The sequence below is a fragment of the Achromobacter sp. K91 genome (genome assembly GCF_003576205.1).
Taxonomy (GTDB): domain Bacteria; phylum Pseudomonadota; class Gammaproteobacteria; order Burkholderiales; family Burkholderiaceae_B; genus Achromobacter; species Achromobacter aegrifaciens.
On record NZ_QWFB01000024.1, the window covers coordinates 40,373 to 66,052 of the forward strand.

Here is a 25,680-nt window from a genome sequence, read left to right on the forward strand (position 1 = left end):
CAGTCCCGATGGCGGCGGTCCCGGCCTGGACCGCGCAGGATGCCAGCTTCATGGAACTGGCGCTGGAACAGGCGCAAGCAGCCTACGACATCGGCGAGGTGCCGGTAGGCGCGCTGGTGGTGTCGGCCCAGGGCGACATCCTGGGGCGCGGCTACAACCGCACCATCATCGACCACGACCCCACCGCCCACGCCGAGATCGTCGCCTTGCGCGGCGCCGCGCGCGCGCTGGAAAATTACCGGCTGCCGGGCATCACCGTATACGTCACGCTGGAGCCCTGCGTCATGTGCATCGGCGCCATGCTGCATGCGCGGCTCGCGCGCGTCGTGTTCGGCGCCTACGATCCCAAGACCGGCGCCTGCGGCAGCGTGCTGGACGTGGGCTCGGTCCCCAAACTCAATCATCACACCTCAGTCACCGGCGGCGTGCTGGCGGAACCTTGCGGCGAGCTGCTGCGCCGGTTCTTCCGCGAACGCCGCAGCAAGGAATCCGCAGCATGAGCAAATCCCAAGGCGCCAAGGCGCGCGGCGCGAAAGCCGCCGCCGCCCACGACCATGACCACAACCACGATCATGGCCACGCAGGCCACGAATGTGATGAAGACTGCGGGCATGACCACAGCCACGCCCACGTGCTGCCCGACGCCCGCGGCATCTACCTGATCTCGCCGTCGTCTGCCGTGCGCGATCCGGCCGCCGTCGAACTGGCGCGCGAACGGCTGCAGCAACAGGGCTTCAAGACCGCCGTGGACCGCACTGCGTACGCGCAGCACCAGCGCTTTGCCGGCACCGACGCGCAGCGCCTGGCCAGCCTTACGCGCGCCGCCAAGCAGAAGCTGCCCATCGTCATGGTGACGCGCGGCGGTTACGGCATGGGCCGGCTGCTGCCCGCCATCGACTGGAAGGCCATGGCCGACAGCGGCAAGCGATTCGTGGGCATGAGCGACTTCACTGCCTTCAACCTGGGCCTGCTGGCACAGACCGGCGCGGTCAGCTATACCGGCGCCTCGGCCGTCTATGACTTCGGCGGCAAGAAGGTCGATGACCTGACCGAAGCGCTGTTCGGCGAGATCATGCGCGGCGAACTGGAAATCCTCAGCTTCGAAACCCAGGACGCCGATGCGGTGGACTGCCGCGGCATCCTGTGGGGCGGCAACCTGGCCATGCTGACGTCCTTGCTGGGCACGCCCTACATGCCCAAGGTGCGGGGCGGCATCCTGTTCCTGGAAGACGTGGCCGAGCATCCCTACCGCATCGAACGCATGCTGATCCAGCTGGCGCAGGCCGGCATCCTGGGCAAGCAGAAGGCCATCGTGCTGGGCCGCTTCTCGGACTACAAGCTGGCGCCGCACGACAACGGCTACGACCTGCACGAAGTCGTGGCATGGCTGCGCAAGACGGTCAAGGTGCCGGTGGTGACGGGGCTGCCGTACGGCCATGTCGCCACCAAGGCGACTCTGCCGATCGGGCAGAAGGTGGGCCTGGCCACCGAGAAAGGCATGGCGCACCTGGTGCTGGACGAACACACGCACTAAAAAAGGAAAGGGGCGCCGAGCGCCCCTTCTCATTGCTACTTGAACAGCCTGTCGACCAGCGATTGCGCCTTCTGCTCGCTGCGTCGCTTGGCCTCGGCCTGCTCGGCGGGCGACTGTGCCGCCTTGCTGCACTCCCCGGCATGGCTCGCGAAGCGCGACGCGCATTCCTGTGCCAGCTTGCGCGCCTGATCCCAGCCCTGGGTCTGACCATAGAAGCGGATGGCTTCAGGCCATGCCAGCGCCGAACCACGGAAGTACTCGAAGCCCTGGCCCATGATCTTGGAGGCCGGCCCGGACTGGCCCGCGCCCAGCAGATTATTGGCGCGCAGCACGTACACCTGCCACGCGCGGTCGGGCTCGGACGCGAGGTTGCGGTCCAGCAAGGCGGACCCGCGCGCGCCGGACTCCGCCTGCGCCATGCTCAAGGTCAGCAAGGGCAGGGCGTGCGCGGCGCTGGGCCCCGAAGCGGCCTGGGCCGCGAGCTTGCGGGCGCGCGGATAGTCCTGAGCTTGCAGCGCCTGCTGCGCCTCGGCTGCGGTCTTGTAGTTCTTCAGCAGCGCGGCCGTGCGGCGTTGCGCGCGGGCCTTGTTCCAGGGCGCGATTGCGGCCGCAGGCCGCGGCTTTCCTGCCATCAGGGGCATGACCTGTTCGGTCAGCGCGGCCAGGCGCGCGCCGGTGTCGGGATGGCTGACGGTCAGCTTGTTCCAGATGTCTTCCAGGCCGGTGCGCAAACCTTCGCTGGCGCCGGCCACGCCGGAACTCAACGAGGCCTGCATCTCGGTCAGGGGAGCGATGCTGTTGCCCTTGGCCGCCTCCCGCTTGCGGGTGTTGTCGGCCGCCGCCTGTTTGATCTGCTCGAGCATGCGCTGGCGCGCTTCGGCCTGTACCTGGGCGTTCTCGGCTTCCCAGGTGGCCTGGCGCTCCAGGAACGCCTTGAAGCCTTGCGTATACGAGTAGCCCAGTTCCAGGCTGACAGTGGCGCCGAAACGGTCGGCGTTTTCTTCCTGCTGCCGGCCCCAGGCCGGCACCAGCATGTTCTTGCCCAGCGTATACGAGGCGATCACGCTGTCCACGGGGCTCCAGCCGGTGGCGCTGCCGGCCTTGCGGGCCAGCGCCACGCCCACGGCCGCCAACGATGCGACCTGGTCGCCCGCGGCATTGACCGATTCCATCTGGTGGTAGTCGAGGTAGACGTGGCCGAACTCATGGGACAGGATGGCGACGATCTCGTCCTCGGATTCCGCCGAGGCCAGCCAGCCCATGGACAGGTAGATGTTGCCCGCGCCGGTGCTGTAGGCTTCCAGCGCCGATGAAGAGGTCACGTGAACCGCGCCAGGCCAGCCCGGCACGCCCGCGGCGTTCTTGATCCGGGCAAGCAGGCCGTTCAGATAGGTTTCCATCTCCGGCATGGCGACCAGGCCCATGCCCTGGGCGCGCTGGTTGCGCGCGTCCAGGTTGGCGTCGGGCCATTGCCGGTCGGCGGGAGGCGGAGGCAATTGGCCGGCCGTGACCGAAAAACCCTTGCCTCCGGGAAGCGTGGAGCAGGCGCTCAGCAGCAGCGCGCCGGATACGGCGGCCATGCGCAGGATGTGGGCGGATCGCATGGGCGGCTCAACGGCAGACGTTCTCGCCCGCGCCTGCGGTCGAGCCGGTGGGCGGCGGCACGCCCTTGATCACAGGCCCGCATTGCGCGGCGGAGCCTCGCGCGATGCGCACGTGCATGCTGTCCACCCAATAGTCCTTGCCGTCGACCTTGACGTGGTAGAACTCATTGGCCTCTTCGAGCACGGGCCAGGGCATGCCCTGGCCATCGGACTTGGCCGCGGGCGCGCCGCCGTCCGACTTGGCATACAGCGGCACGGGCTTGATGTTCAGGCCGACGATGGCGTCCGCCGCCGAGGCGCTCGGGCCAGCCAGCGCAAGAGCGGCCGCGGTCAGCGCGGTAATCAGGGAGGAGGGCTTGGGCATGCGTTTCTACTCCTGTTGTGGGCGGGTAGCGGATGGCTCCCGCGAGGGTGTCGTGGACGCCGGCGCGGAAGCGCGGTCCGGTTTGCCAAAAAGAAAGGCGGTGGCGCGATTGGTCCAGCCGAGCCAGTGGGCGGCCAGGGCCATGATTGCCAGGTCGACGATGGGCAGGGTGCCCACGTTCAGCCAGCGCTGCGCAAGCAGCACGATGTACAGCACGATGAGCGAGGACAGGACGATGGCGGCCGCCTTGCGCAGCAGCAGCAACGCCGCGACGCAGAGCTTGGACGTCAACCAGCGCGCCAGCCACAGGCGCGCGGCGCGGTCGCGCAGCAGGGCTGACAGGCGCCCGGCCTTGGCCTTCCAGCCGTCGCCGGCTTGCGCGGCAGGCGGCAGCGGCAGGGCGGGCGCATCGGCAAAAAGCCGCCATTCGGCGGGCGGGGCCAGCAGCCGGCCGCCCAAGCGCGTATTACCGCGCAGCCATTGCGCCAGCCAATGCAGGAAATGGGCCAGCATGACGACCGGAATGCCCAACAGCCACAGAACATTGGGCGGCCAGATTTCCCATTCGAGGGCGCGCTTGTAGTCGTCCTGGTAGGTCAGCAGATTGTCCAGCGCCATGGCGTGCATGAACACGCCGGGGATGGCGTCATGCACGGGCGACAGCACGGTGTCGTTGAAGCCGCTGAGCGCGGCGCCGATCATGACGTAGCGCCCCGTGAGCATGTCGGCCAGGCGGGCGCCGTCGGCTTCTGGCGCGCGCAGTTCGGACAGGGTCAGCGCGCGCGTGTACGGGCAGATGGGCTGGGCGGCGTCCGGGTCGCCCAGCAGGCTGCGGACGTAGGACGGCAGCATTTCCATGTAGCCGCCGCGGGCCTGCCGGCATTCCATGCTGAAGCGGCGCTGGTCCAGGTTGTCGACGCCCCAGGTCAAGGCCATGGCTTCGTGCGTGCGCGTGATGGCCACCCCCGCCGCGTCCTGGGCGATGGCCAGCGCCGCGCTGCGCGCGTGCTCGCCCGACCAGAGGGGATAGCTCCATACCAGCCGGTCCACCTTGCTGGGGGTGTAGCGCACGTCGACCATGGTGAAGCATGGCTTCTCGCCCGCGGGCGCTTCCAGGCCCGAACGCAGGCTCAGGTTGCCCTGCGCATCGGGCAGCGCGGCCAGGAACACCGGGATGTTGGCGTCGCGCAGCTCGCACAGGGCGGCGGCCAGCTCGGGCAGGGTCGGATCGTCGCGCTCGCGCCCGAAGGTGATGTCCAGGAAGATGGCCTTGGGCTTGTGGATCAGGCCGATGTTGCGCAGCCAGCGCGCATGCGTCCTGTAAGGCACCGGCCAGGCGCCTTTCTGCTGGTCCAGGGAGTCGTCGTCGATCAGGACGACCGTGGTGTCGTTGCGGTGCGAGATGTCGTAGTGGCCCCCGACCAGCCGGGCCTGGAGCCGCGCCGCCGCATAGGTGAGCAGGTCGGAACTGGGGGTGAGCCGGGGCGTCGCCCACAACATCACGATCGCGACGATGGCCGCCACGATCAGCGACCGGCCATAGGAAAGCTCGACTTTCTCGGAGGAGTGGTTGGCGTCTGCCACGTAGCGGGGGAGGTGGGTTGCAACCGCCTGACCGGCCTGGCGGCCATAGGCGCTGAGTTGCCCGCAATAGTACCCCAATTAATACAAATGTTTACGTTGTGACATCAAATGCCATGCAGCATTTCCAGATGCTTCAGCAGGTAGCTTGCCCGGCCTGGAAGCGATTCACGGATGCTTGGTACACTATCGGGTTTCTCCGCATGCGTCCCCGGACGCCCAAAGACTCAAACATACCGTGATCTCCACCGCCAATCTCACCATCCAGTTCGGTCCCAAACCCCTTTTCGAGAACGTCAGCGTCAAGTTCGGGGAAGGCAACCGCTACGGGCTGATCGGGGCCAATGGTTCCGGCAAGTCGACCTTCATGAAGATCATCGGCGGCGACCTGGAACCCTCGGCGGGCAACGTGTCGCTGGAGCCGGGCGTGCGCCTGGGCAAGCTGCGCCAGGATCAGTTCGCGTTTGAAGACCTGCGCGTGCTGGACGTCGTCATGATGGGCCACACCGAGATGTGGGCCGCCATGTCCGAGCGCGACGCCATCTACGCCAATCCGGAAGCGACCGAAGACGACTACATGCGCGCGGCCGACCTGGAAGCCAAGTTCGCCGAGTACGACGGCTACACCGCCGAAGCCCGCGCCGGCGAACTGCTGCTGGGCCTGGAAATCGCCGTCGACCAGCACAACCTGCCGATGCGCGAAGTGGCGCCGGGCTGGAAGCTGCGCGTGCTGCTGGCGCAGGCCCTGTTCTCGAATCCGGACGTGCTGCTGCTGGACGAACCGACCAACAACCTGGACATCAACACCATCCGTTGGCTGGAAAACGTGCTCAACAGCTACCAGAGCACGATGATCATCATCAGCCACGACCGCCACTTCCTGAACCAGGTGTGCACGCACATGGCCGACGTGGATTACGGCGAGATCCGCATTTATCCGGGCAACTACGACGACTACATGCTGGCCTCGACCCAGGCCCGCGAGCGCCTGGTGGCCAACAACGCCAAGGCCAAGGAACGCGTGGCCGAACTGCAGGACTTCGTGCGCCGCTTCGCCGCCAACAAGTCCAAGTCGCGCCAAGCCACCTCGCGCCTGAAGCAGATCGACCGCATCAAGGCCGACCAGGTCGTGGTCAAGCCCTCGTCGCGCCAGAACCCGTACATCCGCTTCGAGCAGAACAAGGTCATGCACCGCCTGGCGGTCACCGTCGAAAACCTGTCCAAGGCCTACGACGCGCCCGTCATCCGCAAGTTCTCGGCCATGGTCGACGCAGGCGAAAAGATCGCCATCATCGGCGCCAACGGCGTCGGCAAGACGACCCTGCTGCGCCTGCTGGCCACCGACCTGCAGCCCGATTCGGGCGAAGTGAAGTGGTCCGAAAACGCCGACTTGGGCTACATGGCCCAGGACGTGTCCGACCAATTCCTGCAGACCGACATCAACCTGCTGGACTGGATGGGCGACCATCGCCAACCGGGCGACGACGACCAGTCGATCCGTTCGGTGCTGGGCCGCCTGCTGTTCTCGGCGGACGACCTGCCCAAGGCGCCCAAGGTGCTGTCCGGCGGCGAAAAGAACCGCATGACCTTCGGCCGCCTGATGCTGGGCCGGCACAACGTCATGCTGCTCGACGAGCCCACCAACCACCTGGACATGGAATCGATCGAATCGCTGCAGTTCGCGCTGGAAAAGTACGAAGGCACGCTGGTGTTCGTGTCCCACGACCGCGAGTTCGTGTCCGGCCTGGCCACGCGCGTGATCGAGATCCTGCCCACGGGCGAGATCGTCGACTACCGCGGCGGCTACGACGACTACCTGACCTCGCGCGGCATCGACGGCTGAGGCCGCCGCGGGCCGCCGCCAGAAGCATCTGGCCGCGGCCCTGGATTTTCCCTACATGCCTATGGTCATGCCGCCATTGGCATAGAGGTGCTGCCCCGTCATATACGAGGCGGCATCCGACAGCAGGAAGCACACCGGCCATGCCACCTCTCCAGGCTGGCCGAAGCGGCCCAGCGGGATCTGCGACAGATAGGTGTCGCGGAACTTGTCCCCCCGTATGGTCTCCGTCATGGGCGTTTCCACCACGCCGAAGCCGATGGTGTTGACGCGTATCCCGTATTTGCCCCATTCGCGCGCGGCGCTCATCGTCAGGCCCAGCACGCCGGACTTTGCCGCGGCGTAGTTGATCTGGCCTATGGTGCCGCGGCGACCCGCGTCCGAGGTGATGTTGACGATGGAGCCGCCGGGCTTGCCAGTCTCGCGCGCCCCAGCCAGCATGTGGCGGCCGACGGCCTGCAGGAACTGGAAGGATCCGGTCAGGTGCACGTCGATCACCTTTTGCCAGGCTTCCTGGGTCATTTTTTCTATCATGGCGGTGCGGGTGATGCCCGCGTTGTTCACCAGGCCGTCCACCGCGCCGTAACGCTGCGCCGCGCGCTCGACGGCCGCGGCCGCGAATGCCGGGTCCGACACGTCGCCGGCCAGGGTCAGCAACTGATCCTTGGGCGCCTCGCGCTCGAATGCGGCGAGAGCGTCGGCGTTCATGTCGACGGCGGTCACGCGCGCGCCTAATTGCATGGCCAGTTCGCTGATGGCGCGGCCTATGCCCTGGGCGGCGCCCGTCACGATGATGCTGCGCTGGTCTAGCAGAAAAGCTGTGCGGTTCATGGTTTTCCTTGTCGGGTTCAGAGGGTTTCGGCCGTGCCGAGGATCAGGGTGGCCTGGCTGGACAGCTCGCCGCCGTTGCCGTGAGCCAGCGCCAGGCTGGCGCCGGGCACCTGGCGCGCGCCGCCCAGGCCGGCCAGCTGCACGTAGGCTTCAACCATGGTGAACAGGCCGTACATGCCGGGATGCACGCAGGACAGGCCGCCGCCGTTGGTGTTGACGGGCAGCTCGCCGCCGGGCGCGATGCGGCCGTTTTCCACGAACGCCGCGCCTTCGCCCTTGGCGCAGAAGCCCAGGTCCTCCAGGAACAGGATCGGGTTGATGGTGAAGGCGTCGTACAGCTCCAGCACGTCGATGTCCCGCGGCCGCACGCCGGCCTGGGCAAAGGCGCGCGCGCCGCTGCGCGCGGCCGCCGTCACCGTCAGGTCCGGCATATTGGTGATTTCGCGGTGGTCCGTGGCGGCGGCCGCGCCCAACAGATAGGCGGGCCGGGCGCAATGGTCGCGGGCCCGGTCGGCGCGGGTCATCACCACGGCGGCGGCGCCGTCGGTGACCAGGCAGCAGTCGCGCACGCTCAGGGGCTCGGCCACCATGCGGGCCGACAGGTACTGCGCCATGTCCAGAGGTTCGCGCATGTAGGCTTCAGGATTGAGCATGGCCCATTGGCGGGCGGCGATGGCCACCGCGCCCAGCTGTTCGCGCTTCAGGCCGTACTGGTGGGCGTAGCGCGAAGCCGCCAGCGCATAGGCGCCCACCGGACGCGCCAGGCGGTAGGGCGCTTCGTTGGGGGCGGGGCGCATGGAGCTCACCAGTTTGCCCGCGCCGCTGCGCTGATTGCTGCCGTAGGCGATCAGCGCCACGTCGCATTGCCCCGCTTCCAAGGCCAGCGCGGCCCACATGGCGTGCGTCAGAAAGGAGGACCCGCCGGTGCGGTTGTTCTCCGTCAGGCGAGGCGAGATGCCCAGGTATTCGGCAAAGCCCAGGCCGGACATGAAGTCATCGGGCAGACCGATGAAAAGGCCGTCGACCTGATCCGGGCGCAGCCCTGCCTGGTCCAGGGCCGCAAGACTGGCCTGGACGGCGAGGTCCATCGAGCTCAGCCCCGGGGTCTGGCCGATACCGTAGGTGGCTGCGGCGACGATGGCGGCCTTGCCGCGCGGGAAACGGTCTTGGGTCATGCTTGCTCCGCCACAGGTTCAAACACCAGCACGCCGCATCCGGCCTCCTGGACGACGCGGGCGCGCACCCGGGCGCCGATGCGCACGTCCTGCGCGGGGATGCCGTCCACCCGTGACATCAGCCGCGGCCCTTCGTCCAGATCGACCAGCACCACGCCGTAGGGCGTTTCGGGCGGCCGGGGGTGGATGACGGTGGCGGCGTAGATCCGCCCCAGTCCGCTGGGTGCGGCCCATTCCACGTCGCGCGAACCGCTGCGCGGCGCGGCTACGCGCGGATAGAAGAAGAATTCGCCGCTGGCGCGGTCGCGCTGCAGCATGAAACGGCCTTCGTTCAGATAGGCCTCGTAGCGGGCCTGCGGACCCGGTTCGGCGGTTTGGGTTTGCGTAGGCATGTCGTTCAATCCCATTTGTAGGCGGGGGGCAGCTTTTCCACGAAGCGCCGGGCGGCTTCGCGGTGGAAGGCGCTGTCGCGGCAGATGGCCTGGGCCATGGCTTCCTGCGCGTAGATGTCTTCGCGGCTGGATTCGAAGGTCCGGTTCATGATGGTCTTCGCCAGGCCCAGCGCCTGCGTCGGGGCGTTGTGAAAACGTTCGGCCATGGCCAGCGCCTGTTCCAGGGGATCGCCGTCGCAGAGCGCCTGCACCAGCCCAAGATCCAGTGCTTCCTCGGCGTCGCAGACCCGGGCCGTGAACACCAGTTCCTTGGCGCGCGCCAGCCCGACGGCGCGCGGCAGCAGATACATGCCCAGCATGTCGGGCACGTAGCCGATGCGGGCGAACACCGCGCAGAAGGTGGCGCCGCGCCGCGCGATGGCGTAGTCCGCGCACAGCGCCAGCGACAGGCCGGCGCCGAAAGCCACGCCTTCCACCGCGCTGATGACGGGTTTCTCCAGATCCACCAGCGCGTCGTACCACTGGTGGATCTTGCGGATGCGCGCGCGCCCCTCGAAGGCGTCCAGGCCCTGGGCATGCGCCTGCGCGATGGACTTGATGTCGCCGCCGGCGCAGAAATGCCCGCCCGAACCCGTCAGGACGACGGCCTTGATGCCGTCATCCGCGCGCAGTTCCGGGAGGGCGCGCGCGAACGCCTCGCGCATCTCCAGGCTGAGCGCATTGCGCTGGTCGGGGCGGTCCATGGCCAGCACGGCGGTGGCGCCGTGGCGGGTGATCTTCAGTGTCATGCCTGCTCCTTGCCTGCGTGATAGGCGATCTGCGTGAGCCAGCGCGCAACCAGCGCCGGTCTTTCCTCGCCGTCGATATCGATGCGAACGTCCCACGCCAGGCGCGCCTGGCCATCCGGCAGCTCGTCCACGCCAGTCAGCGCAAACGCGCCGCGGATGCGCGCACCGGCCTTGACCGCCTGGGTGAAGCGCACGCGGTCAAAGCCGTAGTTCACCGCCAGCCTGCGGTTCGGAAAGCGCATCGCCGACGCATAGAGGCTGGGCAGCAGCGAGAGCGTCAGCAAGCCGTGGGCGATGGCCGCGCCGTAGGGCGATTCGGCTTGCGCGCGCTGCGGGTCCATGTGGATCCACTGCGTGTCGCCGGTGGCCAGGCCGAAGCGGTTGATGGTGTCCTGGTCGACCGTCTGCCAGGGAGTCAGCGCGGGAGGCTGTCCGGAAAAGGCGCGCAGCGCCTCGATGGAGTCCAAGGTGATCATGGGGGGGCTCTTTTCACTGAGCCTTCAGGCCCAGGTCGCGGGCGACCGGCAGCCAGCGGTCGCGCTCCGCCTGCACGAAGGCGGCGAACACCTGGGCGTCGCCCGGCATGGCCACCGCGCCGATACTGGTGAGCTTGCGCTGCAGTTCCGGCTGCGCGAGCGCCTGGTTGACGCCGCGGTTCATCTGATCGACGACGGCGGTCTGCGTGCCGGCGGGCGCCACCAGGCCGAACCAGGCGCTGGCGTCGATGCCGGGATAGCCGAGCTCGGCGGCGGTGGGTACGTCGGGCAGGCCGGCGAAGCGCTTGTCGTCGAGTACGGCGAAGGGGCGGATCTTGCCGGACTGCGCCTGCGTCATGCTGGAGGGCAGGGCGTCGAACATCATGTCGGTGCTGCTGCCCATCAGGCCGACGATGGCGGGGGCGCTGCCCTGGTAGGGTACGTGCGTGACCTGGAAGCCCAGCTTGCTGACGGCGTATTCGCCGGCAAGATAGGTGATGTTCCCGGTGCCGGCCGAGCCCATGGTCAGCTTGCCGGGAGATTGCTTGCCCAGGGCGATCAAGGCCTTGACGTCGCGCGCCGGCAGGTCATGGCGCACCACAAGCAAGAGCGGCGACTTGGCCATGCCCGAGACCGGGACGAAGTCCTTGGACGGGTCGTAGGTCATCTTTGCGTAGAGCGCCTGGTTCACCACCAGCGGGGCATTGGAGCCGACGAAGAAAGTCTTGCCGTCGGGCTTGGCGCGGGCGACGTAGTCGGCGGCGATCATGCCGGCGGCGCCGGGCTTGTTCTCGACGATGATGGTCGCGCCGCCGCCCTTGCTCATTTCCTGCGCCACCAGGCGCGCGATCTGGTCGGCGGCGCCGCCGGGCGGGTAGGGCACGATGAAGCGGACGGGCGCGTCCTGAGCCGACGCGGGGGCGGCCGCTAGGGCCGCCAGGGTCAGGGCGCTGCAGACTGCGGCGGTGATGATGCGCATGGTGGTGTCTCCTGGGTTGTTGTCATGGCCGCCTGCCCGGCGGTTGGGGTCAGATGATTCCGCGGCCTTTCAGCTGCGCGATGCGGGCTTCGTCCAGGCCCAGCCGCTCGCGCAGCACGGCGTCGGTGTGCTGGCCCAGCGCCGGCGCGGCGCGGTCGTAGCGCATGGGGGTGTCGCGCATGCGGATGGGGTTGGCCACGGCCGGCGTGTCCACGCCCGAGACATGGGGCAGCGACAGCTGCATGCCGCGATGGCGCACGTGCGGGTCCTGGAATACCTGTTCGATGTTGTAGATGGGCCCGCAGGGCACGTTGACCGCCTGCAGTATCTGCACCCATTCCTGCATGGTGCGCGCCAGCATCGCCTCGGCGATCGGCGGTATCAGCGTGTCGCGGTTCCGATTGCGCCCGCCGGCCGTGGCGTAGCGTTCGTCGGCGGCCAGGTCGGCGCGGCCGATGGCGCCGCAGAAGGCGCGGTATTGGCCGTCATTGCCGACGGCGACGATGACCGAGCCTTCCTTGCAGGCGAATACCTGGTACGGAACCATGTTGGAATGGGCATTGCCCATGCGCTGCGGCACCCGCCCGGACAGGAAGTAGTTGATGGCCTGGTAGGACGAGATCGTGATCACGCAGTCCAGCAGCGACATGTCGATGTACTGCCCCACGCCGCTGACGCGGCGGTGTTCGACTGCGGCCAATATGGCCGTGCTGGCGTAGACGCCGGTCAGCAGGTCCGTGATCGCGATACCGGATTTCATCGGCTCGCCGGCGGGGTCGCCGGTGATGCTCATCAGTCCGCCCATGCCCTGGAACACGAAGTCGTAGCCCGGCAGCGGCGCGTAGGGTCCGTCCTGGCCGAAGCCGGTGATCGAGCAATAGACCAGGCGCGGATTGATGGCGCGCAGGCTGTCGTAGTCCAGTCCATAACGCGCCAGCGTGCCGACCTTGTAGTTCTCGACCAGCACGTCGGAGTCCTTCGCCAGTTCCGCAATCAGAGCCTGGCCTTCCGTCGTGGCGATGTCCACGGTAATTGACCGCTTGCCGCGGTTGGCGCTCAGGAAGTAGGACGAGTCCCGGGTCTCAGCGCCGTCGGCGCCGGTCAGGAAAGGCGGCCCCCAGCCGCGCGTGTCGTCGCCGTGTCCAGGGCGCTCTACCTTGATGACGTCAGCGCCCATGTCGGCCAGCGTCTGCGTCGCCCATGGGCCGGCCAGCACGCGCGTCAGGTCCAGGATCTTGAGGTGGGATAGCGCGCCGCGCGGCTGCGCGGCGGCGGTGTTGTCTCGCTCCATGTCGCTCCGATCGGGGTGGGCCCCGTTATGTCTGGGGTCCACCTTAATGACGGAGGTAGCGAGGGTCCAATATCGTTTTACGCGTTATCGATTCGAATTGAGTATTGCCGGCGGGATGGGGCCGCCGTTCGATGTCCGTAACCAGTCCGGGCAGAACGCTGTTGATGTGTTCTTTATTACGAAAAGAAGTTAAGACATTCAATATTGATAGTTTGGATTCATATAACGAATTGTTAGATTGGAGGCTCATTTTTGGCCCGCCACGATACGTTCCATGAATCTCACCTTCGATCACGTTCACAAGCACTTCGGCGAACTGCCGGTGGTGGACGGCTTTAGCAGCGAAATCAAGACCGGTGAACTGGTTGCCCTGGTGGGCCCCTCGGGTTGCGGCAAGTCCACCTTGCTGCATCTGGCGGCCGGCCTGGAAAAGCCCACCGAAGGCAGCGTGCTGGCCGACGGCAAGGCGGTTGCCGGCCCCCATCCCAGCCGTACCCTGGTGTTCCAGGAACACGCGCTGTACCCCTGGCTGACGCTGGAGGACAACGTGGCGCTGGCGCTGGAATTCCAGAACACGCCCAAGCCCCGCGCCCGTGAAGCCGCGCGCCAGTGGCTGGCGCGCGTCAGCCTGGCCGGCTTCGAACACTATTACCCCCATCAGGTGTCCGGCGGCATGCGACAACGCGCCGCGCTGGCGCGCGCCTTCATCGCCCAGCCGCAGACCATGCTGATGGACGAGCCTTTCGGCGCGCTGGACGCGCTGACCCGGCTGAGCCTGCAGGACGTCCTGCGCCAGCTCATCGCCCAGGAAAAGCCCACCGTGCTGCTGGTGACGCACGACGTGGACGAGGCCTTGTTCCTGGCCGACCGCATCATCGTCTTCAGCCCGCGCCCGGCGCGCGTGCTGCGCGAGTTCAACCTCGCGCACCGCGAAAAGACCCATGACCTGTCCGGCCTGGCGGCCGAGAAGCGCGAGATCCTGCGCCTGCTCGGCATCGCGGTGGACGGTTCGGGCGAGCACGCGGACCTGGCCCTGGCAGCCTGACCCCCGGATCTGGATTCTTGCTGGCGGCGCGTGCGCGTCGGCCGGCCCTGCATACCTTGGAGCACTTCCCATGAAACTGAAGCAATGGCTGTCCCTGCCGCTGGCCGCGGCGCTGCTGGCGGCAGCCCCCGCGATGGCGGCCGAGAAATTCCGTGTGGGCTATCTGCGCGTGATGGACGATGCGCAGGCCATCGTCGCGCAAGAGGGCGGCTACTACAAAAAGGCCGGCCTGGATTCCGAACTGATCGAGTTCAAGTCGGGCACCGACCTGATCAAGGCCATCGTCGGCGGCCAGCTGGACATCGGCGTGCTGGGCTTCACCAACGCGGTGGCCTGGGCCTCCAAGGGCGCGGACCTGAAGGTGGTGGGCGGTGCGCAGCAGGGCTACCACTCGCTGATCGTGCGCGAAGACTCCGGCATCAAGGACATCGCCGGGCTGAAGGGCAAGACCCTGGCCTCCCAGGCCGAAGGCAGCACTGCCGACGTGGTGTTGAAGGGCGTGGTGCTCAAGCAGGGCAACCTGGCTGCGGACGACGTCAACGTCATGGGCGTAAGCCCGGCCGTGGCGGTCCAGTCGCTGGTGGGCAAGCGCGTGGACGCGGCCTTCCTGTTCGAACCCTACGATCGCATCGCGCAACTGGTGGCGCCGGTCAAGCAGATCTATGAAGTGGGCCAGGCCTGGCCGTTCCCGTGCATGGTGGTGATCACCTCCGGCGAGACGCTGGCCAAGCGCAAGGACGACGTCTGGAAGGCGCTGGATGCGCAGAACCAGGCCATCCAGCTGCTGCAGAAGGAACCCGCGCAGGCTTCCAAGCTGATCGCGTCCTACTTCATCGCCGAACCCACGCTCAAGACCCTGACCCGTGGCGAACTGCCGCGCGAGACCGTCATCGCCGAAGCCATCGGCACGCAGGTCTTCACGCCCAAGCTGACCGACAAGGACACCCGCCGCATGCAGGAAATCGCCGACATCCTGCAAGCCCAGGGTTCGCTGAAAACGCGCGACGGCAAGCCGTATGACGTCTCCAGCATCGTCGACCTGTCCTGGCAAGAGGCTCGCAAGCTTTGAGCGCATCTACCCGAGTCACCGGCGCCCGCAAGCATTTCGCGGGCGTTCTGGGCGTGTTGTTCATCCTGGCCTTGTGGCAACTGGCGGCGTTCGCGCTGCCGGACTTCCTGATGCCGGGCGTGCCGGCCGTGGTCGAGCGCCTGGTCGAAGACCTGAGCAAGCAGTCCTTCCACCAGAGCCTCCTGGGCACGCTGGGGCGGCTGGGCGCGGGCTACGGCCTGGCGCTGGCGGCCGGCATCGGCTTCGGCCTGGTGGCGGCTGTGCTGTTCTTCTTCCGCGAAGTGCTGCGCAGCGCCATCGTCATCCTGCAGTCGATTCCGTCGATCGCCTGGGTGCCGCTGTTCCTGATCGTGATGGGCTTCGGCAATACGCCCATCATCGTCGTGGTGGCATTGTCGGCTTTCTTCCCGGCCGCGCTCAGCGTGATGAACGCGACTGAGTCCGTGCAGCGCGTGCATGTGTCGGCGGCGCGCGTCATGGGCGCCACGCGCTGGGGACTGGTCAAGCGGGTCTACCTGCCGGCCGTGATGCCCGAGCTCATCACCGGCGCGCAGCTCGCCTTCGGCAATGCCTGGCGCGCGCTGATCTCGGCGGAAATGCTGATCGGCTTCGGCAAGGGGCTGGGCCGTTCGCTGGCCTATTCGGGCGAAATCGCCGACATGACCGGCGTCATGACCAACATCCTGGTCATTGCCGTGCTGGCCGCGCTGATCGACCAGTTCGTGCTTGAAAACCTCAAGCACCGCCTGCTGCGCTACCAGTACGTCTGAGGGCGACAGGAGTCCCGCATGATTGGCCGCATCCGTCTGTTTGTCCTCGGCGCCTGCCTGGTTGCATCGGGCTTCGCGCAGGCGCAGCCCGACGCCTTCGCGGCGGCGCGGGCGCGCGGCGAGCTGGTGGTGGGCGTGCCTTACCTGGCGCCGCCGCCCGCGGCCGGCGCCAAGATCCGCACGCCGGACGGCCTGGACGCCGCAATGACCGACAGATTGGCGCAAAGCCTGGGACTGCCGGTGCGCCTGGTGCAATTGCCACAGGAACAGGCCGCTGCCGCGCTGGCGGCGGGGCGGGTCGACCTGGTCCTGGCCGACGGCGCGTCGGCCCAGCCGGACGCGGTCGCGACGCAAGCCACAGGCTATGCCGCCCGACCCAAGGCCGTGATCCGCAGCGACACCAGCCTGCGCCGGCCCGCCGACGTGCGCGGCCGCAGCGTCTGCATGGCGGAGGCCGCAAGCGCTTCCCGCGCCCTGGCCGAAAGCTGGGGCGCGGTGGTGCGCACCTACCGCGTGCCGTCCGATGCGCTGGTCGCCGTGCGCGAGGGCAGCTGCGATATCGGCCTGGTCGACGACGCGGTCTGGGAGCCGCTGGTGCGCTTCCCGGAATGGAAGAAGTTCTCCTCGACGCTGGCGGCCGATGGCGCGCGGCGTGAACGCGTGTGGCTGCTGCCGGCCTCCGACTCCGCCAGCCGCAACTGGCTGAGCCAGGAAATGCGCTCCTGGGACCGAGCGGGCGCCTGGAAGGCCATGACCGCGAAGTGGGCCCGCGACGTGGCCTTCGATGTCTATCTCGACCAGGAAGTGCCCGACTGCCACGGCTAGGGACTGGCGGCACATACAATGCCGGTCATGACGCACACGCTGACCGCCCCTTGCACCTACCAGGAAGACATCAAGAAAAGCCGCTTTGTCGCGTATGCGGCGCCCGTGTCCGGCGTGGACGAAGCCATGCGCTTCTTTGCCGAACATAGCGACGCCGAAGCGACCCACAACTGCTGGGCCTACCGCATCGGCCAGGAATACCGCTTCAATGACGACGGCGAGCCGGGAGGCACGGCCGGCCGTCCCATCCTGCAAGCCATCGAAGGCCAGGACATGGATCGCGTGGCGGTGCTGGTAGTGCGCTGGTACGGGGGCATCAAGCTCGGCGCAGGCGGACTGGTGCGCGCCTACGGGGGCTGCGCGGCCAACTGCCTGCGGCTGGGGGAGCGGACCGAGATCGTGGATCTTGCAACCGTCGCCTGCGCTTGCGGTTTTGGCGAACTGGCGTTGCTGAAGTCGCGCCTGGCTCAGGCAGGCGCGGCGATCCTGCAGGAAGACTTCAACGAGGAAGGGGTGGCGCTACGGTTCACGGTGCCGCGCGCAGCGGTGGCGGACCTGGAAGTGACCGTCGCCAACATCACGCGCGGGCGTGCGGCCTGGGAAGTCGAGTCCTGATCCCAGGGGGCGCACGGCCCGCGCAGCGTTCAGGCGTCCTGCCCGTTCTGGGCAGCTGCGATTTCCTGATGGACCTTTTCCATGTCCACTTCCTTGATCTTGGCGAGCAGCTCATTGAGCTGGCCGCCCGACAAGGCGCCCGGTTGCGAGAACAGCAGGACCTTTTCGCGGAAGACCATCAGGGTCGGGATGGAACGGATGCCCAGCGCGCCGGCCAGTTCCTGTTCCACGTCGGTATTGACCTTGGCGAAGGTGACGTCGGGATGCTCGGTGGCGGCCTGTTCGAATACCGGCGCGAAACCGCGGCAGGGGCCGCACCAGGGCGCCCAGAAATCGACGATCAGCGTACCGTCGGGGGTAATGGCTTCCTGGAAGCTGTCTTTGGTGAGTTCAACAATACTCATTTTGAATCCTTGCCGGCGAGCGGCGTAAAAAGCGGTGTCAGAGGCCCGGGGTATGCCCGTCCCGGACCCGATGGGGCGTTGCGGCGGCGTTCGGTGCTTTAAGAACGATAGTAGAGCGGGTAATGGCCGCGTCGCAATGGTTGGCGCCTGAGGCGCGGGCTGCGGCCCTCAGGCCGCGGTGCTTGCCGAGGCGCCGTTTTTCAACGACGCGACGATCTCGAAGGAACGCAGGCGGTCGGCGATATCGTAGAAATCCGAGACGATCATGACTTCGTCGGCCTCGGTCTCGGCCACCAGCGCTTCCAGTTCGCGCCGGACGGTATCCGGGCCGCCCACGATGGCCGCGCCCAGTCTTTGATGGACCGCCTCGCGCTCCCATTCGTTCCACAGGCCGTCCATGCTGTCCACGGGCGGTTGCAGCTGCAGGCGGTTGCCGCGCACCAGCGACAGGAATTTCAGCTGCTGGGTGGTGGCCTGGCGCCTGGCGGCTTCATCGGTTTCGGCGGCCACGACCGGCACGCCTATCATGGCGTAGGGGCGCGCCAGCGTTGCCGACGGCTTGAACAAATGGCGGTACAGGCGCATGGCCGCCATGCCTTCGGGCGAAAAATGTCCCGCGAAGGAGAAGGGCAGGCCCAGCTCCGCGGCAAGCCGCGCGCTGAAATCGCTGGACCCCAGCAGCCAGATCGGAATGTCCAGGCCTTCGCCGGGAATGGCGCGCACGGGCTGGCCAGGGCGCGAAGGCGCGAGGAAACCGCGCAATTCTTCCACCAGCGCCGGGAACTCCAATCCGCTGCGCGGACCGCGGCGCAATGCGTGTTGCGTGGCGCCGTCGCTACCGGGCGCGCGGCCCAGGCCCAGGTCGATACGGCCAGGGTAAAGCGTTTCCAGCGTGCCGAACTGCTCGGCGATGATCAGCGGCGCGTGGTTGGGCAGCATGACGCCGCCTGAGCCCACGCGCAGGGTGCTGGTGTGCGAGGCGACGTGGCCGATCAGTACGGCGGTGGCGCTGCTGGCCACGCCGTTGATGTTGTGGTGTTCCGCCAGCCAGAAGCGCTTGTAGCCCAGGCGTTCCACGTGCTGCGCGACCGCAACCGTGTTGCGGAAGGCGTCAGCCGCGTCGCGACCTTGCACTATCGGGGCCAGGTCCAGTACGGAGAAAGGGATGCGGGCCAGGCTGCTCATGCGGAAACCTCCGTATGCACGGTGGGACAGGACAGCGGGGCGGAAACAAAGCGGGTAAGGCGCAAGGCGGACTCCATATGCCGTTATACATGGGGAGTGTATCGGTGAAATCAAGCGGACCCGCCAGCAACCATATGGCGCGGCGGGTTGATTGATTTCCGCTATTGCTGCGATTGGTCCGCCTTGCGAGCGGCCTTGGGGCTTGCGCCTAGCCGGGGAAGAACGCGTAGCGGATCACGAACAGCGCCGCGACCAGCCAGGTGGCGGGATGCACGTCGCGGACCTTGCCGGTGGCCGTCTTCAGCACCACGTAGCTGATGAAGCCGAAGGCGATGCCATTGGCGATCGAGTACGTGAACGGCATGACCAGGGCGGTCAGCGCGGCCGGCGTGGCCTCGCAGACGTCGTTCCAGTCGATGTCGATCAGTTCGCGCATCATCAGGCCGGCCACGTAGAGCAGGGCGGGCGCGGTGGCGTAGGCCGGCACGGCGCCGGCCAGCGGCGAAATGAACAGCGCGGCCAGGAACAGCACCGCGACGACCAGGGCCGTCATGCCGGTACGGCCGCCAGCCTGCACGCCCGAGGCGCTTTCGACATAGGCGGTGGTGCTGCTGGTGCCGAGCATCGAGCCGGCCACGATGGCGCTGCTGTCGGCGAAGAGCGCGCGGCCCAGGCGGTTGGGGCGGTTCTCGGGCATCAGGCCCGCGCGCTTGGCCACGCCCACCAGCGTGCCGGTGGCGTCGAACACTTCAACCAGCACGAACACCAGGATCACGTGCACGAAGCCGCTATGCAGCGCGCCCAGGATGTCCAGCTTCATCAGCGTGGGGGCCAGGCTGGGCGGGGCGGCGAAGATGCCCTTGAATTCGTTGTAGCCCAGCGCCATCGACAGCACCGTGACCACCAGGATGCCGATCAGGATCGCGCCGCGCACGCGCAGCGCATCCAGCGCGGCGATGATGAAAAAGCCCAGGATGGCGAACAGCGGACCGGGCTGGGTCAGGTCGCCCAGGGTGACCTTGGTGGCGGGATGCGCAACCACGATGTTGGCGCTGGATAGCGCGATAATGGCAAGGAACAGCCCGATGCCGGCGGCGATGGCGCTGCGCAGCGAATGCGGAATGCCCTTGACCAGCCAGACCCGGATGCCCGAGAACGTCAGGAACAGGAAGATCACGCCCGAGATGAACACGGCGCCCAGCGCCTGCTCCCAGGTGTAGCCCATGGTCTTGACCACGGTGAATGCGAAGAAGGCGTTCAGGCCCATGCCCGGCGCCATGCCGATCGGCCAGTTGGCGATCAGCGCCATCACCAGCGAGCCCAGCGCGGCGGCCAGGCAGGTGGCGACGAACACGGCATCGCGGTCCATGCCCGTCGACGACAGGATGTCCGGATTGACGAAGATGATGTACGACATCGTCAAGAATGTCGTCAGGCCGGCGACCAGTTCCGTGCGCGCTGTCGTGCCGTGTTCACGCAGCTTGAATAGCTTCTCGAGCATTCGAGTCCCCAATGTGTTTGCAGGATTGCGGGTTGTTGTGGGCGGGCTGGGTTGCCCGCCGATTTTTCATGAAAGGGCGTATTTTCGCATCAGTTGTAAACTCTGCCGCCATGATTATTCTCGGCTTTGAAAGCTCCTGCGACGAAACCGGCGTCGCTGCCGTCTGTACGGAACGGGGCCTGCTCGCGCACGCGCTGCATACCCAGATCGCCATGCACCAGGAATACGGGGGCGTGGTGCCGGAACTCGCCTCGCGCGACCATATCCGCCGCGTCGTGCCGCTGACCCGGCAGGTCCTCGAAGAAGCGGGCCTGCAAATGTCGGATGTCGGCGCCGTGGCCTATACGGCCGGCCCCGGCCTGGCCGGCGCCTTGCTGGTGGGCGCCAGCGTCGCGCAGTCGTTCGCCTGGTCGCGTCATTTGCCCGCCATCGGCATCCATCACCTGGAAGGCCATCTGCTATCGCCGATGCTGGCGGATCCGCGGCCTGAATTCCCCTTCGTGGCGCTGCTGGTGTCCGGCGGACACACGCAGCTGATGCGCGTGGACGGGGTGGGACGCTACGAATTGCTGGGCGAAACGCTGGACGACGCGGCGGGCGAGGCCTTCGACAAGTCGGCCAAGCTCATGGGCCTGGGCTATCCCGGCGGACCGGCGCTGTCCCGGCTGGCCGCCAGCGGCGATGCCGCGCGTTTCGATCTGCCGCGCCCCATGCTGCACAGCGGCGACCTGGATTTCAGTTTCAGCGGCCTGAAGACGGCCGTGCTGACCCGGGTCAAGGCTGCCGAAGCCGCGGGCGGACTGGACGAACAGACCCGCGCCGACCTGGCCGCGGCCACGCAGGCCGCCATCGTGGAAGTGCTGGCGGCCAAGGCCATCAAGGCCCTGAAGCAGACCGGCCTGAAGCGCCTGGTGGTGGCCGGGGGAGTGGGGGCCAACCAGTTGCTGCGCGCCAAGCTGGACGCGGCGCTCAAGCCGCTCAAGGCGCGCGCCTATTTCCCGCCCCTGGAACTGTGCACCGACAACGGCGCCATGATTGCCTTTGCCGCCGCCGAGCGGGTCAAGGCTGGCCTGGCGACGCTGGATCCGGATGCGCACAGCTTCACTGTGAAGCCGCGCTGGGACCTGGCCGACATCGCCTGAAAATGAAAAGGGAGGCCATGCAGGCCGCCCCGAAGCGCATTCCTTGCGCGTTTATTTCTTCTTGCCGCCGCCGATGCGGCTTTCCGTGCCCTGGACCAGGCGCGTGATGTTGGCGCGGTGGCGGTAGAACAACAGCACGCCGATGACTGCAAGCGCCACGCCCATGGACGGCTGCGCATACCAGGCCAGGCCGGAACCGAACACGTAGTAGACGGGGGCGAAGAAGGCCGCCACCAGTGAAGCCAGGGACGAATAGCGGAAGAACACCGCGACGATCAGCCAGGTGGCCGCCGTGGCGACCGCCAGCCAGGGCTGGATTGCCACCAGCACGCCCAAGGCGGTGGCCACGCCCTTGCCGCCCTTGAAGCGCAGGAATACCGGGTACAGATGGCCCAGGAAGGCGGCCAGCGCCACCAGCGCCAGCGCGACGGGGGAGATCCCGGGAGCCAGTTTTTCGGCCAGCCAGATCGCGAACCATCCCTTGGCGGCGTCGCCCAGCAGCGTCAGCGCGGCGGCCGTCTTGTTCCCGGTGCGCAGCACATTGGTGGCGCCGGGATTCTTGGAGCCGTAGCTGCGGGGGTCTTGCAGGCCCATGAGCTTGCTGACGACCACCGCGAAGGGCACGGAGCCGATCAGGTAGGCCAGCAGGATGAGCGCAGCGCTGAAGACCAGGGAGGGGTCGTTTATCGCCATGGATAGGATCCGTTGTTGTTGTGTTGTTGCGGTAATGGGTGCGGATTCTACCGCGCCCGGGGCCGGGCCCGGCTACGGGTTATCGAGCGGGGCTGCGGCCCCCGTCCGCCAGTCGATCGCACGGATACCGGCCGCGGACGGTACAATCCGACGCGTTCACCCGCGTTTTATTTTCTTTCGGATGCACAATGCGAATTCTGGTTTCGAACGATGATGGTTATTCGGCCCCTGGGCTCGAGGCGCTGGTTGACGCGCTGCAGGGCCTGGGCGATCTCACTGTCGTCGCGCCTGAAACCAACCATAGCGGCGCGTCCAACTCCCTGACGCTGAACCGGCCGCTGTCGGTACGCACCGCTTCCAACGGCTTCATTGCCGTCAACGGCACCCCGTCCGACTGCGTGCACGTGGCGCTCACCGGCCTTATGGATACCCGGCCCGACCTGGTCGTGTCCGGCATCAACAACGGCGCCAACATGGGCGACGACACCCTGTATTCGGGCACCGTGGCCGCTGCCAGCGAAGGCTATCTGTTCGGCATCCCGGCCATCGCGTTCTCGCTGGCCGAGAAGGGCTGGGAGCACATCGATTCCGCCGCGCGCGCCGCGCGCCTCGTGGTGGAACGCCATCTGGCCCAGCCGCTGGCCGCGCCGGTGCTCCTGAACGTCAATATCCCCAGCCGCCGCTTCGAAGACATGCACGGCTTCGCGGTCACGCGCCTGGGAAAGCGCCATCCCTCGCAGCCGGTGGTGCGCACCACCACGCCGTATGGCGATACCGTCTATTGGATCGGACCCGTGGGTTTGGCGGCCGACGCCACGCCAGGCACGGACTTTCATGCCGTCGAGCAGGGTACGGTGTCGGTCACGCCGCTGCGCCTGGACCTGACCCAGCACAGCCAGCTCGACGAGATCCGGACCTGGGCGGAGCCGCTATGCGTAAACGTGTAAGCCAGCCGGACGTGACCCAGCCGGTGCCCGGGCGTACCGGTCCGGTGCGCTACGACTCGGGTCGGCTCAGTCCGGGCGTCACGCCCGCCAACAGCAACACCCGCATTTCCGCAGCCACGCTGCAACGCCAGACCCAGGCGCCGACGCCTGCATCGGGCAGCAATCTGGGGCTGAATTCGGATCGCCTGCGCCAGGCCATGGTCGAGCGCCTGCGGGCGCAGGGCATTACCGACGAGCGCGTGCTCAACGCCATGGGCGCGGTGCCGCGCCATCTGTTCGTCGACGAGGCGCTGGCCAGCCGCGCTTACGAAGACGCCGCGCTGCCCATCGGTCATTCGCAAACCATCTCCCAACCCTGGGTGGTGGCGCGCATGATCGCCGCCGCCTGCGACGACCGCACGCCCACCCGCGTGCTGGAAGTCGGCGCGGGTTGCGGCTACCAGGCGGCGGTGCTCGCGCAATTCGTGCGCGAGGTTCACACCATCGAACGCATCCGCGGATTGTATGAACTTGCGCGCGAGCATCTGCGCGCCCTGCGGCTCACCACCAGGATCCGCTTGATCTACGGCGACGGCATGCTGGGCCTGCCCGGCGTGGCGCCGTTCGATGCTATCGTTGTGGCTGCCGCTGGCCTTGCCATCCCGCAGGCGCTGCTCTCGCAGCTCGCACCGGGTGGCCGCCTGATCGCTCCTGAAGGGGGCGCCAACCAGCGCCTGGTTCTCATCGAACGCACAGGCGCGGCCAGCTGGAAACGCACAGAATTAGAGGCCGTGCGCTTTGTGCCGCTACGGGCCGGAATACAATCTTGAGCAAACAGGAGAAACGTATGCTCAACGGGCAGTTGCAACTGACCGATATCACCCTGGGCGCGTCCATGACGCGCCTGCGCCGCCCGCTCTTCATCGCGGGGGCTCTCAGCCTGTCCATCCTGGCTGGCTGCGCTTCCAAAGGCACGCGCGCCCCGGTGGTCGACATGACCGGCGGGCAACCCGCGCCGGCGACCCAGACCGGCGGCACCTATGTGGTGAAACCGGGCGACACGCTCTACAAGATCGCCCGCGCCAACAATGTGGATGTCGAAAACGTCAAGCGTTGGAACAACCTCAGCGACCCCAACCAGATCTCGGTCGGCCAGGTCCTGAAGATGTCCGGCAGCGCCAGCGGCGGGGCGCAGACCGCGCCGGTCGCGGGCTCCAAGACGCAGCCGCGTCCGCTGGACCAGCCGGAAACCCTGCCGCCGCCGACCACTGAAACCACCACGCCGCCGCCCACCGCGCCGGTCGAGACCAAGCCCGCCACGCGCGCGGCCGACGCGGCCGTCATCAATTGGGCCTGGCCTGCCAACGGCCAGATCGTGCAAGGCTTCAACAACAGCAGCAAGGGCATCGACATCGCCGGCGCGCTGGGCGATCCGGTCACCGCCGCCGCCGACGGCCTGGTCAAGTACAGCGGCAACGGTGTGCGCGGCCTGGGCAACCTGATCATCGTCGAACACCAGAACGGCTTCATCACCGCTTACGCGCATAACCGCGCGGTGCTGGTGAAGACGGGCCAGAACGTCAAGCGCGGCGCCAAGATCGCCGAACTCGGCCAAAGCGATACCACGTCGCCGCGCCTGCACTTCGAGATCCGCCGCCAAGGCCAGCCGGTGGACCCCATGCAGTATCTGCCTGCCCGATGACGCCCACTCTCGTCTTCGACCTGGAAACCATCCCCGACGCCGAGGGGCTGCGCAAGCTCAACGGCTGGGGGGCTGATGTTTCCGACCAGGAGGTGGTCGAGCGCGCGCTGACCGCGCGCCGCGAGGCCGTGGGCCATGATTTCCTGCCGCTGCATCTGCACAAGGTGGCGGTGGTGGGCTGCGTGTTCCGCGACGACCAGGGCTTTCGCGTCAAGACCCTGGGCCAGCCCGACGATCCCGAAGCCGCCTTGCTGGCGGGCTTCTTCAAGACCATCGAGCGCTACACGCCCAAGCTCGTGAGCTGGAACGGTTCCGGCTTCGACCTGCCGGTGCTGCATTACCGCAGCCTGATCCAGGGCGTGCCCGCGCCGCGCTACTGGGACATGGGCGAGGAAGACCGCGACTTCAAGTTCAACAACTACATTTCGCGCTACCACTCGCGTCACCTGGACCTGATGGACCTGCTGGCCAAGTACAACGGCCGCGCCAACGCGCCGCTGGACGAACTGGCCAAGCTTTGCGGCTTTCCCGGCAAGCTGGGCATGGACGGCAGCAAGGTGTGGGAAGCCTGGAGCCAGGGCCGCGCCGATGAGGTGCGGGCCTATTGCGAAACGGACGTGGTCAACACCTGGCTGGTGTATTGCCGTTTCCGTTTCCTGCGCGGCGAACTCGACCGTACTTCCTACGAAGCGGAAATCGCGCTGGTGCGCGACACCCTCAGCGCCAGCGATGCGCCGCACTGGAAGGAGTACATGGCGGCCTGGGACGCCAACTGAGCGGCGTCTCGGCCGGAGGATCCGTCTTCCGGCGGACAGGATCGAACGGGGCCCGCGAGGCCCCGTTCTTGCGTCTGGATCATGCGCAATCGACTGAAACATTGCTTGCGCCAGCGAAACCTGGATGAAACCGGGCCAATCGCACAATGGCCTCGCTTTCTTCACTTTCAGG

General features: G+C 67.2%; 27 protein-coding genes. 13 read left to right on the forward strand and 14 right to left on the reverse strand.

Features of this window, described 5'->3' with window-relative positions:
• Positions 1 to 8: 8 nt before the first annotated feature.
• Together tadA and DXK93_RS06400 are read left to right on the forward strand one after the other, a co-directional pair.
• Positions 9 to 500: a tRNA adenosine(34) deaminase TadA gene (gene tadA / locus DXK93_RS06395; protein WP_054453937.1), complete on the forward strand. Its 492-nt coding sequence runs from the start codon at positions 9 to 11 to the stop codon at positions 498 to 500.
• Positions 497 to 1,534 carry an LD-carboxypeptidase gene (locus tag DXK93_RS06400; RefSeq protein ID WP_054453939.1) on the forward strand — a complete coding sequence of 346 codons (1,038 nt, stop codon included), beginning with the start codon at positions 497 to 499 and terminating at the stop codon, positions 1,532 to 1,534. Before tadA ends, DXK93_RS06400 begins: the two co-directional genes overlap by 4 nt.
• A 35-nt stretch (positions 1,535 to 1,569) precedes the next feature.
• On the opposite strand, the gene DXK93_RS06405 is transcribed toward DXK93_RS06400, so the two are convergent.
• Genes DXK93_RS06405 through DXK93_RS06415 form a run of 3 tightly spaced genes read right to left on the reverse strand, consistent with a single transcriptional unit; the run spans position 1,570 to position 5,086 of the window.
• Entirely contained in the window at positions 1,570 to 3,138 is a 1,569-nt protein-coding gene (locus DXK93_RS06405; RefSeq protein WP_119449653.1) for a M48 family metalloprotease, read from the reverse strand.
• 7 nt (positions 3,139 to 3,145) lie between these two features.
• Positions 3,146 to 3,502, reverse strand: a complete 357-nt coding sequence (locus tag DXK93_RS06410) for a hypothetical protein (RefSeq protein WP_119449654.1) — start codon at positions 3,500 to 3,502, stop codon at positions 3,146 to 3,148.
• A 6-nt stretch (positions 3,503 to 3,508) separates the two neighbouring features.
• The gene (locus tag DXK93_RS06415; protein ID WP_119449655.1) at positions 3,509 to 5,086 is read right to left on the reverse strand and encodes a CHASE2 domain-containing protein; all 1,578 of its coding nucleotides are present in this window, start codon (positions 5,084 to 5,086) and stop codon (positions 3,509 to 3,511) included.
• Between the two features lie 235 nt (positions 5,087 to 5,321).
• Between DXK93_RS06415 and DXK93_RS06420 the strand changes: the two genes are divergently transcribed.
• Complete coding sequence (locus DXK93_RS06420; RefSeq protein ID WP_119449656.1) at positions 5,322 to 6,926, forward strand: ABC-F family ATPase; 1,605 nt, start codon at positions 5,322 to 5,324, stop codon at positions 6,924 to 6,926.
• 51 nt (positions 6,927 to 6,977) lie between these two features.
• On the opposite strand, the gene DXK93_RS06425 is transcribed toward DXK93_RS06420, so the two are convergent.
• From DXK93_RS06425 to DXK93_RS06455, 7 genes are read right to left on the reverse strand one after another with little or no spacing between them, the layout of a single operon-like run.
• The gene (locus DXK93_RS06425; RefSeq protein WP_119449657.1) at positions 6,978 to 7,754 is read right to left on the reverse strand and encodes an SDR family NAD(P)-dependent oxidoreductase; all 777 of its coding nucleotides are present in this window, start codon (positions 7,752 to 7,754) and stop codon (positions 6,978 to 6,980) included.
• A gap of 17 nt (positions 7,755 to 7,771) precedes the next feature.
• On the reverse strand, positions 7,772 to 8,929 hold the full coding sequence (locus tag DXK93_RS06430) for a thiolase (RefSeq protein ID WP_054453947.1): 1,158 nt from the start codon (positions 8,927 to 8,929) through the stop codon (positions 7,772 to 7,774).
• Positions 8,926 to 9,321: a Zn-ribbon domain-containing OB-fold protein gene (locus tag DXK93_RS06435; protein ID WP_054454816.1), complete on the reverse strand. Its 396-nt coding sequence runs from the start codon at positions 9,319 to 9,321 to the stop codon at positions 8,926 to 8,928. The genes DXK93_RS06430 and DXK93_RS06435 overlap by 4 nt, the downstream gene beginning before the upstream one ends.
• Before the next feature lie 5 nt (positions 9,322 to 9,326).
• Entirely contained in the window at positions 9,327 to 10,109 is a 783-nt protein-coding gene (locus DXK93_RS06440; protein WP_119449658.1) for an enoyl-CoA hydratase/isomerase family protein, read from the reverse strand.
• Positions 10,106 to 10,585 (reverse strand): MaoC family dehydratase, encoded by a 480-nt coding sequence (locus DXK93_RS06445; RefSeq protein ID WP_054453951.1) that lies wholly within the window; start codon positions 10,583 to 10,585, stop codon positions 10,106 to 10,108. The genes DXK93_RS06440 and DXK93_RS06445 overlap by 4 nt, the downstream gene beginning before the upstream one ends.
• A 13-nt stretch (positions 10,586 to 10,598) precedes the next feature.
• The gene (locus tag DXK93_RS06450) at positions 10,599 to 11,564 is read right to left on the reverse strand and encodes a tripartite tricarboxylate transporter substrate binding protein (protein ID WP_054453953.1); all 966 of its coding nucleotides are present in this window, start codon (positions 11,562 to 11,564) and stop codon (positions 10,599 to 10,601) included.
• A 49-nt stretch (positions 11,565 to 11,613) separates the two neighbouring features.
• Complete coding sequence (locus DXK93_RS06455; RefSeq protein WP_119449659.1) at positions 11,614 to 12,855, reverse strand: CaiB/BaiF CoA-transferase family protein; 1,242 nt, start codon at positions 12,853 to 12,855, stop codon at positions 11,614 to 11,616.
• Positions 12,856 to 13,129: 274 nt separating this feature from the next.
• Here DXK93_RS06455 and DXK93_RS06460 point away from each other — a divergent pair, with 274 nt between their 5' ends.
• The 5 genes from DXK93_RS06460 to DXK93_RS06480 all read left to right on the forward strand — a co-directional run bounded on the left by DXK93_RS06460 (position 13,130) and on the right by DXK93_RS06480 (position 17,179).
• A complete protein-coding gene (locus DXK93_RS06460) occupies positions 13,130 to 13,900 on the forward strand; it encodes an ABC transporter ATP-binding protein (protein WP_119449660.1) in 771 nt (256 codons plus the stop codon).
• Between the two features lie 70 nt (positions 13,901 to 13,970).
• The gene (locus DXK93_RS06465) at positions 13,971 to 14,969 is read left to right on the forward strand and encodes an ABC transporter substrate-binding protein (protein ID WP_054453961.1); all 999 of its coding nucleotides are present in this window, start codon (positions 13,971 to 13,973) and stop codon (positions 14,967 to 14,969) included.
• Positions 14,966 to 15,739, forward strand: coding sequence for an ABC transporter permease (locus tag DXK93_RS06470; RefSeq protein WP_119449661.1), 774 nt, complete (start codon positions 14,966 to 14,968; stop codon positions 15,737 to 15,739). Before DXK93_RS06465 ends, DXK93_RS06470 begins: the two co-directional genes overlap by 4 nt.
• 18 nt (positions 15,740 to 15,757) lie before the next feature.
• On the forward strand, positions 15,758 to 16,564 hold the full coding sequence (locus DXK93_RS06475) for a transporter substrate-binding domain-containing protein (protein WP_119449662.1): 807 nt from the start codon (positions 15,758 to 15,760) through the stop codon (positions 16,562 to 16,564).
• Between the two features lie 27 nt (positions 16,565 to 16,591).
• Complete coding sequence (locus tag DXK93_RS06480) at positions 16,592 to 17,179, forward strand: YigZ family protein (RefSeq protein WP_119449678.1); 588 nt, start codon at positions 16,592 to 16,594, stop codon at positions 17,177 to 17,179.
• Positions 17,180 to 17,208: 29 nt separating this feature from the next.
• On the opposite strand, the gene DXK93_RS06485 is transcribed toward DXK93_RS06480, so the two are convergent.
• The 3 genes from DXK93_RS06485 to DXK93_RS06495 all read right to left on the reverse strand — a co-directional run bounded on the left by DXK93_RS06485 (position 17,209) and on the right by DXK93_RS06495 (position 20,269).
• Positions 17,209 to 17,583, reverse strand: coding sequence for a co-chaperone YbbN (locus DXK93_RS06485; protein ID WP_013394055.1), 375 nt, complete (start codon positions 17,581 to 17,583; stop codon positions 17,209 to 17,211).
• Positions 17,584 to 17,751: 168 nt separating this feature from the next.
• Positions 17,752 to 18,768 (reverse strand): LLM class flavin-dependent oxidoreductase, encoded by a 1,017-nt coding sequence (locus DXK93_RS06490; RefSeq protein ID WP_119449663.1) that lies wholly within the window; start codon positions 18,766 to 18,768, stop codon positions 17,752 to 17,754.
• 208 nt (positions 18,769 to 18,976) lie between these two features.
• Complete coding sequence (locus DXK93_RS06495) at positions 18,977 to 20,269, reverse strand: NCS2 family permease (RefSeq protein ID WP_119449664.1); 1,293 nt, start codon at positions 20,267 to 20,269, stop codon at positions 18,977 to 18,979.
• Between the two features lie 110 nt (positions 20,270 to 20,379).
• Here DXK93_RS06495 and tsaD point away from each other — a divergent pair, with 110 nt between their 5' ends.
• Positions 20,380 to 21,411 carry a tRNA (adenosine(37)-N6)-threonylcarbamoyltransferase complex transferase subunit TsaD gene (gene tsaD / locus DXK93_RS06500; RefSeq protein ID WP_054453971.1) on the forward strand — a complete coding sequence of 344 codons (1,032 nt, stop codon included), beginning with the start codon at positions 20,380 to 20,382 and terminating at the stop codon, positions 21,409 to 21,411.
• A 51-nt stretch (positions 21,412 to 21,462) separates the two neighbouring features.
• Here the strand turns inward: tsaD and plsY are convergent, their stop codons facing one another.
• Entirely contained in the window at positions 21,463 to 22,104 is a 642-nt protein-coding gene (gene plsY / locus DXK93_RS06505; protein WP_119449665.1) for a glycerol-3-phosphate 1-O-acyltransferase PlsY, read from the reverse strand.
• A 188-nt stretch (positions 22,105 to 22,292) separates the two neighbouring features.
• Here plsY and surE point away from each other — a divergent pair, with 188 nt between their 5' ends.
• From surE to DXK93_RS06525, 4 genes are read left to right on the forward strand one after another with little or no spacing between them, the layout of a single operon-like run.
• Entirely contained in the window at positions 22,293 to 23,051 is a 759-nt protein-coding gene (gene surE / locus DXK93_RS06510) for a 5'/3'-nucleotidase SurE (RefSeq protein ID WP_054453975.1), read from the forward strand.
• A complete protein-coding gene (locus DXK93_RS06515; protein ID WP_054453977.1) occupies positions 23,036 to 23,860 on the forward strand; it encodes a protein-L-isoaspartate(D-aspartate) O-methyltransferase in 825 nt (274 codons plus the stop codon). Before surE ends, DXK93_RS06515 begins: the two co-directional genes overlap by 16 nt.
• A gap of 17 nt (positions 23,861 to 23,877) precedes the next feature.
• Positions 23,878 to 24,732, forward strand: coding sequence for a peptidoglycan DD-metalloendopeptidase family protein (locus tag DXK93_RS06520; RefSeq protein WP_054453979.1), 855 nt, complete (start codon positions 23,878 to 23,880; stop codon positions 24,730 to 24,732).
• Entirely contained in the window at positions 24,729 to 25,508 is a 780-nt protein-coding gene (locus DXK93_RS06525; RefSeq protein WP_054453981.1) for a 3'-5' exonuclease, read from the forward strand. The genes DXK93_RS06520 and DXK93_RS06525 overlap by 4 nt, the downstream gene beginning before the upstream one ends.
• The last annotated feature ends 172 nt before the right edge of the window (positions 25,509 to 25,680 follow it).